The following is a 6,593-nucleotide window of genomic DNA, read 5'->3' on the forward strand; positions in this document are numbered from 1 at the left end:
TTTCCGGCCCGGGCCAGACCCGTGCGCTGGGTGCGGCCGACGCGCGCCAGTACCACTACGACGCTGCCCGCAAGGCCTACGTCGAAAAGTAAGACGCACCACCCCGCAGCACCTGTTGACCGACATGTTGAAGACTCACGGATGAGTCCGGTTGGCGTATCGCGGCAAAGGCCGCTCCATCAACCCCAGAGGAAGTGTCATGGCACAACGTGACTACAGCAAAAAGGAAGTTCTCGACATCATCGAGCAGGTGGCACAGCGCAAGGGCATCGCCAGCGAGGACTTCCTGCGCTTTGCCCACATCGAGACCGGTGGCCGCTTCAACGAGCGCGCGCACAACGACAAGACCGATGCCAAGGGCCTGTTCCAGTTCCTGCCGTCGTCGGCCAAGCAGTACGGCCTGACCGGCCACGAGTACGACCCGACCCGCAATACCGAAGCGGCAGCGGAGATGTTCAAGCGCAACCTGGTGGACATGGAAAAGCGCCATGACCGCACCGGCCATCCCTACCTGTCCGGTGATGACAAGCCGAGCGGCCTTGACCTGTATCTGGCACACCAGCAGGGTGCGGCCGGCTACGGTTCGATCCAGACCGCGATCGCCACCGGCACGTTCGGCGTCGTGCGCGACGGCCACGGCGATCCGATCGACATGCGCCCGCGCATCATGGGCCAGATCGGCGGTGACGTCGAAGCGCTGACCGGGCATACGCGCGCCGAGATGCGCACGATGAATGATCGCGACCTGGCCAGCACCTTCGCCCAGTACTACGACCGCAAGTACGACGCGATCAGCATCCCGGAAAAGAACATCGCACCGATCACCGAGGCCCAGGCGCGTCCGGCACCGGTGCAGGCCGCACCGACGCAGACCGTGACCCCCGCCGCGCAGGCCGCTGTCGCCGCCGGTGCCGCAGCCATCGCCGCTACCGCCACGGCCGCAGCAGCCAAGCCGGATGCACCCGGCATTTCGCTGGATGCGGCCTACAACGCCGGCGTGAAGTACGACAACGTCAAGTACGCGATCAACATCGAGTCCAGCCAGTACTACCGTGGCAAGGGTGTCACCGGCAAGAACGTCGACCAAGGCTACATCGACTGCTCTGGCTGGGTCGGCACGATGCTCAACAAGACCCAGGATGAGATCAACCAGAAAGCCGGCCATGCGGTGTTCGCCGACGCCGACAAGATCAAGCTGGGCTTCGCCGGCTCCGGCGGTATCGTGCATGAGGCCTACAAGGACTCCGGCGTGCTGCTCAAGCGCGACGACATCCTCAAGCCGCATGCGCTGAAGGAAGGCATGGTGATCGGCCTGGATACGGCCAAGACCAAGCACGAGCACTGGAATGGCATCGACCACATCGTGATGGTGGTGCGTGACCCGAACACCGACAAGCTGCTGATCAGCCAGTCGACCGGCAAGCTGGGCGTGCATACCATGCCGGTGGAGGACTACCTCAAGCAGGTGAAGGACCACCCGAACTGGAAGCTGTTCGCCTCCGATCCGCTGCACCAGGCACGCGACCTGCTGGAAAACCGCAGCCAGACGCACGAGCAGGCGCAGGCCAAGGGTGCGGCCGAGCCGAAGCCGGCAGCGCAGGAAAAGCCGCAGACCAGCAACGAAGTGCATAAGCAGGGTGCACACGGCGAAGGTGTGCGCAGGGCGCAGGAACAGCTGGGCCACCTGGGCTATGTGGGTGCTGATGGCAAGCCACTGGTCGAGGATGGAAAGTTCGGTCGCAACACCGAGGCTGCCGTGCGCCAGCTGCAGAAGGACAACGGTCTGGCAGTGGACGGCATCATCGGCCCGAAGACGCTGGATGCGATCAAGGACGCGCGCGAGCGCCCGCTGCTCAATGACGAGCGCCATCCGCAGAACCCGATGTACAACCAGGCCGTGAAGGGCATGGAAGGCCTGCCGGCAGGCACCTTCAAGGACCGCCATGCACTGGAGGCCGCCGCCGCTGCACTGACCAAGGAAGCGCAGGCCAGCGGCATGCAGCGCATCGATTCGGTGGTGCCCAGCACCAACGGCGAGCGCATGTTTGCCGTACAGGGCACCGCCGGTGACCCGGCTGCCTGCCGCGCGGCGGTGGACACCCGTGCGGCCAGCGAGCAGAGCATGGCACTCAGCAGTGGTGCGGTGCACGGTGCACCGAATGTGCTGCAGCAGCAGGACGCCCAGCAGGAGCAGGTGAAGCAGGCCCAGCGCGCCATGGGCCACTGAGCCAGGCCAGGCAGGGGAAGCCAGGGGAAGGGCCGCGTACTGCGGCCCTTTTCCTTTCTGGCAGCTGAGCGGCCGCCGCGCTTTCAGCCTCGCTTCATGCCGCCTGACGCTAGATGAATGCGCAAGCCGCACGGGGATCGCGCGCAATGTTCCGGCAATGTCCGGGCACCAGCGTGGTCCCTACGGCAGCCGGGGCGCCCAGCGCCCTCCCTGCCCACCGTGGCATGCACCTCACAGGAGAACCCAACATGCTCAGCACTTCCGCACTCAGCTTCCGTGGTCTGGCGATGGCCCTGGCACTTCTTGCCGGCGTGGCCGTGGTCAGTGATGCCAGCGCGATGTCGAGGAAGGACAAGCGCACCGTGGTCGGTGCCGTCGTCGGCGGCGTGGCGGGTCACCTGATCTCCAACGGCGACCCGGCTGCCACCGTCGGCGGCGCGGTTGCCGGCGGCGCCATCGGCAACCTGACCACCTCCGACCGCCATGATCGACGCTACGACGGGCGCTATGACCGTCGCTACGATCGCCGTTATGACCGTGGCTACAACCGCGGTTATGGCTACGACCGCCGCGATGACCGTCGCTGGCAGCGCGAGCGCCATGACAACCGTTACTACCACGACCGCGGCCGCCATCGCGGCTGGTAAGCGCGCCGGCCACAGGCCGCACGTGGCGTCCCTGACGGGCGGGTCGATGACCCGCCCGTTTGCGTCTGTGGCGTCCATGGCGTTGAATGCGCAGCCTTGGATGTTCCTTTACTCACCAGCGGCCGTGGCATGACTTCTTCCCCCCATCGCGTGCAGGGCCTCAACAACGACGAGGTCGTCGCCGACTGGCCGGCGATCGACGCGCAGGAGATCACCTGGCTGCGTGGCCACTTTCCGCAGCTGGGCGCGGACAGCACGCTGCGCTGGCACAGCCCGCGTCCGTTGTCGGCCGCGGCCATCGTCGACGGCACCGGCGGTCCGGTCTTCATCAAGCGCCACCACCACAGTGTGCGCAGCGCTGGAAGCCTGGAAGAAGAACACCGTTTCATCGCGCATCTGGCAACTGCCGGCATGCCGGTGGTGCAGGTGCTGGCCAGCAACGACGGCCGCACCGCACTCGAACACGGCCCGTGGACCTACGAACTGCATGCGGTGGGCGCCGGCAAGGACCTGTATCGCGAACTGCCGTCATGGTCACCACTGACCGACATCGCCCAGGCACACCAGGCAGGAAGAATGCTGGCCACGCTGCACCGCGCGGCCGCCAGCTACCACGCCCCGCAGCGCAGTACCCATCTGCTGGTGGCACGCGACGACCTGATCCGCGCCGATGACCCGATCGCCGCGCTGAAGGCCGACCTCGGCAACCGCCCCGGGTTGGCCCGCTACCTGGCGCGCATTCCCTGGGAAGAACAGCTGCGCCGCGATGTGCTGCCGTGGCACCACGGCCTGGCCGCGCGCCTGCAGGACGAACCGCGGCTGTGGGCGCACAACGACTGGCACGTCTCCAACCTGCTGTGGAACGACGACGGCACGATTGCCACGGTGCTCGATTTCGGCCTGGCCTCGCCCACCAGCGCGCTGTTCGACCTGGCCACCGCGATCGAACGCAACGCGGTGGCCTGGCTGCAACTGGAGCGCGGCACCGATGCTGTGCGCATCGACATCGCCCTGGCCCTGCTGGACGGCTATCGGCAGGAACTGCCGCTGTCGCCCACGCGCGTGCACCTGCTGGCCGACCTGCTGCCGATGGTGCATTTCGACTTCGCTCTGTCCGAAGTGGAGTATTTCGAGGGCGTCACCGGATCGACCGCGAACGCCGATGTGGCCTGGCAGCCGTTCATGCTCGGGCATCCGGCGTGGTTCGCCACGGCCCCCGGCCAGGCCCTGCTGGCGGCCCTGCACGCCGCCGCCTGAAGGGCGGTAGCTCGCAAATCCGTACCATTTGTAGTGAAATGGTCACCTGAAGCGGGGGTGCCTGGATTTGCCAGGCTGAGAGAGTCCCTTGGAACCTGATCCGGTTTGCACCGGCGTAGGGAGCTTTGAGCCGCAGCCACACCCCGTCATGGGCCGGTGCACCTGCGCGCCGTCGCTTCGTCTCCCTTGTTGTCTGAAGACGAATCGAATGAACCGCTGCCTGCGCCCCACCCTGCTCGCCCTCGCCCTGTGCGCCGCCCTGCCGCTGTACGCCAGCGAGGCAGGCACCGACGCCGCTGATGCGCCCTCCTCGCCCACCGAACTGGCGGCGGTGCGCGTGCAGGCCGGCAAACCGAAGGCCGACACCTCGCGCGTCAACGCCTTCGGCGGCGGCTCCTGGAAGGACACCCCCGCCTCGGTGAATGTGCTGGAGCGCGACTACCTCGACCGCCGCCAGGTGCGTTCGCTGTCCGAGCTGGCCAGCAATGATGCCTCGCTGGGCGATGCCTATGCGCCGGTGGGCTACTACCAGAACATCGCCATCCGCGGCTTCGCGCTGGATGCGGCCACCGGCTACCGCTTCAACGGCATGTCCATCGCCGGCGAGCAGCGCCTGGCGCTGGAGAACATCCAGGAAGTGCAGATCCTCAAGGGCGAAGCCGGCCTCGCGGCTGGCGTGATGGCACCCGGCGGCATCATCAACTACGTGGGCAAGCGCCCGGCGGAAGTGCGTACGGTCACCCTGGGCACCGATTCGGAAGGCTCGCGCTATGCCGCCGTGGATGTCGGCCACTGGCTGACCCCGCGCTTCGGCGTGCGTCTGAACGCCGCCTGGGATGCCAGTGATTCCTACGTCGAGCATGCCGACGGTCGCCGCAACTTCTATTCGCTGGCCACCGACTGGCTGATCGGCGAACACGGCAAGCTGGAAGTGGATGCCAACTACCAGACCAGCGCGCAGCGCTCGGTGTCCGGCTTCCAGCTGCTGGGCGCGCGCGACCTGCCGCGCGGCGTCGACCGCGAACGCCTGCTCGGCTACCAGCCGTGGCAGCGGCCGGTGGACATTGCCAGCACCAACATCACCGCGCTGCACACCTATGACTTCAACGATGCGTGGCAGTCGCGCATCTCGGTCGGCCACAGCCGCTCGGTGATCGATGACAACGTCGCCTTCGCCTACGGCTGCTACTACACCGCAGGGTGCGCAGACGGCAGCGTGCCGGGCAACTACTTCGCCCCCAACGGCGACTACGACATCTACGACTACCGCAGCCCGGATGACACCCGCCGCAACCAGCAGGCCCGTGCCGAACTGCGCGGCGTTTTCGAGACCGGCAGCGTCGGCCACCAGCTGAGCATCGGCGCCGACTACTTCCGCCGCACCATCGACAAGCGCCCGAGCGTCAACGAGTACGTCGGCACCAGCAACATCCACGACGTGCAGGTGCCGGTGTTCGAGCCCTCGCCGAAAATGCCGGGTGCATCGGCACGGCGCCTGGACAGCCGGCAGACCRCGTTCTTCGCGCTGGACCGGATGAGCTTCGGCGATGACTGGCAGTGGCTGGCCGGCGGTCGCTTCGTGCCCCTGGACGAGCGCGCCTACGACAAGCGTGGCACGCCGCAGCGCCACAGCCGCCTGTCGCGCTTCCTGCCGCAGACCGCGCTGGTGTGGAAGGCCACCGACCAGCTCAACGCCTACGCCAGCTACGTGCGCGGAATTTCGCTGGGCCAGGAAGCACCGTTCTGGACGTCCAACGCCGATACCTTCCTGCCGTCGATGCAGTCGCGGCAGCTGGAAGTGGGCGTGAAATACGTGCCAGTGGACGCCCTCACCCTGGGCGCGGCCGTGTTCCGCACCTCCCAGCCCTACCAGTACGCAAAGCCCGACGGCAGCGACGTCGGCTACACCTTCGTCGAAGAAGGCCAGCAGACCCATACCGGCCTGGAACTGACCGCCAACGGCCAGCTGACCGACGCGCTGCAGATCGTCGCCAGCGCCAGCGTGCTGCAGGCGCGCGCACGCGATACCGGCACCCCGGCCTATGAAGGCCATCAGCTGGTGAACGTGCCGAAGGTGCGCGCCAGCGTGCACCTGGCCTACGCGCTGCAGTTCGTTGAAGGCCTGGATGTGACGGGTGGCTGGCGCTATGCCTCCTCCAACGTGGCCCGCGCCGACGGCGGTGTGCGCGCACCGGACTACTCGGTGTTCGACGCCGGCCTGCGCTTCCAGCACCGACTGCACAACCGTGCGGTCAGCTGGAACCTGTCGGTGGACAACCTGTTCAACCGCTTCTACTGGCGCGACACCGGCAGCAGCGGCGGTGACTACTACCTGTTCCCGGGTGCGCCGCGACAGGCGCGCCTGTCGGTGACGTTCGCGCTGTGAGCGGCGTCGCGCTCGAGTGGACTGCCGCGCTCTTCAGCATCCTCGGGGTGTGGCTGATGGCAAAGCGACGGCTGGC

The 6,593-nt window shown here is 67.1% G+C and carries 4 protein-coding genes and 1 riboswitch; all 4 genes read left to right on the forward strand.

Annotated features, from left to right (window positions below; translation table 11 throughout):
* Positions 1-199: 199 nt before the first annotated feature.
* The 4 genes from AB4Y84_RS09880 to AB4Y84_RS09895 all read left to right on the forward strand — a co-directional run bounded on the left by AB4Y84_RS09880 (position 200) and on the right by AB4Y84_RS09895 (position 6,517).
* Entirely contained in the window at positions 200-2,227 is a 2,028-nt protein-coding gene (locus AB4Y84_RS09880; RefSeq protein WP_442243979.1) for an XVIPCD domain-containing protein, read from the forward strand.
* Between the two features lie 248 nt (positions 2,228-2,475).
* The gene (locus tag AB4Y84_RS09885; RefSeq protein ID WP_025875877.1) at positions 2,476-2,874 is read left to right on the forward strand and encodes a glycine zipper 2TM domain-containing protein; all 399 of its coding nucleotides are present in this window, start codon (positions 2,476-2,478) and stop codon (positions 2,872-2,874) included.
* A 129-nt stretch (positions 2,875-3,003) separates the two neighbouring features.
* A complete protein-coding gene (locus tag AB4Y84_RS09890) occupies positions 3,004-4,131 on the forward strand; it encodes a phosphotransferase enzyme family protein (RefSeq protein WP_363734255.1) in 1,128 nt (375 codons plus the stop codon).
* 43 nt (positions 4,132-4,174) lie between these two features.
* Positions 4,175-4,270, forward strand: a riboswitch (TPP riboswitch).
* Positions 4,271-4,339: 69 nt separating this feature from the next.
* A complete protein-coding gene (locus AB4Y84_RS09895; RefSeq protein WP_442250076.1) occupies positions 4,340-6,517 on the forward strand; it encodes a TonB-dependent siderophore receptor in 2,178 nt (725 codons plus the stop codon).
* The last annotated feature ends 76 nt before the right edge of the window (positions 6,518-6,593 follow it).

The organism is Stenotrophomonas sp. 2YAF22 (assembly GCF_052114665.1).
In the GTDB taxonomy this organism is placed as follows: domain Bacteria; phylum Pseudomonadota; class Gammaproteobacteria; order Xanthomonadales; family Xanthomonadaceae; genus Stenotrophomonas; species Stenotrophomonas indicatrix.

What these genes read in the sequence shown, in the direction of transcription:
- AB4Y84_RS09890 (WP_363734255.1), top strand. Translation starts at nt 3,004, where the DNA reads ATGACTTCTTCCCCCCATCGCGTGCAGGGCCTCAACAACGACGAGGTC.
- AB4Y84_RS09880 (WP_442243979.1), top strand. Translation starts at nt 200, where the DNA reads ATGGCACAACGTGACTACAGCAAAAAGGAAGTTCTCGACATCATCGAG.
- AB4Y84_RS09885 (WP_025875877.1), top strand. Translation starts at nt 2,476, where the DNA reads ATGCTCAGCACTTCCGCACTCAGCTTCCGTGGTCTGGCGATGGCCCTG.